This is a genomic window from Burkholderia guangdongensis, assembly GCF_013403875.1.
Classification (GTDB): domain Bacteria; phylum Pseudomonadota; class Gammaproteobacteria; order Burkholderiales; family Burkholderiaceae; genus Burkholderia; species Burkholderia guangdongensis.
The window spans coordinates 1-2,504 of the sequence record NZ_JACBNX010000050.1; the positions used below are offsets into that span (position 1 = coordinate 1).

Sequence of the window (2,504 nt, forward strand, 5' to 3'; positions counted from 1 at the left end):
AAGCTCGCGCTGTGCCGCGAAGCGGGCGCCGACGAGACGATCAATTATTCGACCGAGGATCTGCGCCGCCGCGTGGACGAGCTGACCGGCGGGCGCGGCGCGGACGTCGTGTACGACCCGGTCGGCGGCAAGTACACGGAGGCGGCGCTGCGCGCGACCGCGTGGCGCGGGCGCTTCCTCGTGGTCGGCTTCGCGGCCGGCGAGATTCCGAAGATCGCGTTGAACCTCGCGCTGCTGAAAGAGCGGGACATCCTCGGCGTGTTCTGGGGCGACGCGATGCGGCGCGACCCGGCGCAGCACATGGAGAACATGCGCCTGCTCGGCGAGTGGTTCGCGGCGGGGAAGGTGAAGCCGGCGATCACGGAGCGCGTGCCGCTCGCGCGCGCGGCGGACGCGATCGCGCGGATGGCGAACCGGCAGGTGAAGGGCAAGGTTGTCGTGCATCCGGAGGCGTAAATCGTGAGCTTGATATCTGTGATCGCCGCCGCGCCGTTCATCAGTCTGACCGACTTGATCCACATGACGGCCGTCGAGCGCGGCGAGCATCCCGCGCTCGTCTGCGACGGCGAGACGATCTCGTACGCGGCGCTCGATGCGATGATCGAACGCTTCGCGCATGCGCTGCAGCGCGACGGCATCGAGCCCGAGGACGTCGTCGCGATCTGCGCGACGGGCTCGATCCGCTACGTGGTCGCGTTCCTCGGCGCGCTGCGCGCGGGCGCGGCGGTCGCGCCGCTGTCGCCGGCATCGCATCCGGACAGTCTCGCCGGCATGATCGACAACGCCGGCGCGCGGATCGTGTTCGCCGATGCGCCGGCGCGCGCGCTGCTCGCCGCCGCGAAGACGCCGCCGCGGGTCCGCGCGATCGCGTTCGATGCGGCTGACACGGCTGACGCGGCCGACGGTTACGACGCGTGGCTCGCGCCCGAGGGCGCGGTCGCGCGGCCGGTCGAGATCCGGCCGGAATGGGCATTCAACATCATCTACTCGTCGGGCACGACCGGGATGCCGAAGGGCATCGTGCAGTCGCACGCGATGCGCTACGCGTATACGCAGCGCAGCCTCGATCGCGGCTACGGGCCCGACGCGGTCACGCTGATCTCGACGCCGCTCTATTCGAACACGACGCTCGTCAGCTTCTTCCCGACGCTCGCGCTCGGCGGCACCGTCGTGCTGATGCCGAAGTTCGATGCGACGCGCTATCTGGAGCTCGCGCAGCGTCATCGCGCGACGCACAGCATGCTCGTGCCGGTGCAGTATCAGCGGCTGCTCGCGCATCCGGATTTCGATCGCTACGACCTGTCGGCCTTTCGCGGCAAGTTCTGCACGAGCGCGCCGTTCGCCGCGAGCCTGAAGGCGGACGTGCTGCGCCGCTGGCCGGGCAAGCTGACCGAGTACTACGGGATGACCGAAGGCGGCGCGTCGTGCGAGTTGCGCGCGGACGAATTCCCGAACAAGCTGCACACGGTCGGCCGCCCGGTGACGGGCCACGAGATGCGCCTGATCGATCCGGACGGCAACGAAGTCGCGCCGGGCGGGATCGGCGAGGTCGTCGGCCGCTCGCCGGCGATGATGACCGGCTACTACCGGCAGCCGGACAAGACTGCGGAAGCGGAATGGTACGACCGGGACGGGCGGCGCTTCATCCGCACCGGCGACGTCGGCCGCTTCGACGAGGACGGCTTTCTCGTGCTGATGGACCGCAGGAAGGACATGATCATTTCCGGTGGCTTCAACATCTATCCGAGCGATCTCGAGCAGGTGCTGGTCGGGCATCCGGACGTCGCCGAGGTCGCGGTGGTCGGCGTGCCGTCGGAGCAGTGGGGCGAGACGCCGGTCGCGTTCGTCACGCTGAAGGCCGATGCAGCGGCTTCGGCGGCGTCGGCGGATGCGCTGATCGCATGGGCGAACGAGCGGCTGGGCAAGATGCAGCGACTCGCGGAAGTCGTCGTCGTCGACACGCTGCCGCGCAGCGCGATCGGCAAGGTGCTGAAGCGCGAATTGCGCGATGGGTTCAAGCCGTCGTCGTCATCGTGACGGCAGGCGGCTGAGTCGGGACGGACAACGGCAACGGCCGGCTTTGAAGCCGGCCGTTGCCGTTTACTTCGTCATCAGAACGAATGCTGGATGCCGATGTCGGCGGCGAACTGCGAGCCGGTGACGCCGAACGGCGCGCCGTTGATCGCGAGGCCGGTGTCCATCAGACCGTGGTTGTTCACGTAGGCGATCTGCGAATAGAGCATCGTGCGCTTGGACAGCGAGTAATCGAGGCCGACGGAGCCGAGGATCGAGTGGTTGTTGGAGTCGTTGCCGTCGCGGGTGTAGTAGACGCCACTGTCGAGCGCGAGTGACGGGGTGATCGCGTAGTCGACGCCGCCGGAGATCACGCGGTTGTCGAAGGAGCCTGCGACCTTGTAGAGGGTGTAGGCGGCTTTGACGGTGAACTTGTCGAAGTGATAGCTGGCGCCGATGTTGCGGCCGGCGAAGGCGATGGTGCTGGGGAA

General features: G+C 68.2%; 3 protein-coding genes. 2 read left to right on the forward strand and 1 reads right to left on the reverse strand.

The features are described 5' to 3' along the window. The coding region (locus HZI36_RS26580) for a zinc-binding dehydrogenase (RefSeq protein ID WP_246327243.1) at positions 1–456 on the forward strand (456 nt) is incomplete at its 5' end. 63 nt (positions 457–519) lie between these two features. After that, positions 520–2,037: a class I adenylate-forming enzyme family protein gene (locus HZI36_RS26585; protein WP_179405655.1), complete on the forward strand. Its 1,518-nt coding sequence runs from the start codon at positions 520–522 to the stop codon at positions 2,035–2,037. A 74-nt stretch (positions 2,038–2,111) separates the two neighbouring features. Here the strand turns inward: HZI36_RS26585 and HZI36_RS26590 are convergent. Then, on the reverse strand, positions 2,112–2,504 hold a 393-nt coding region (locus HZI36_RS26590), incomplete at its 5' end, for a porin (protein ID WP_179405629.1).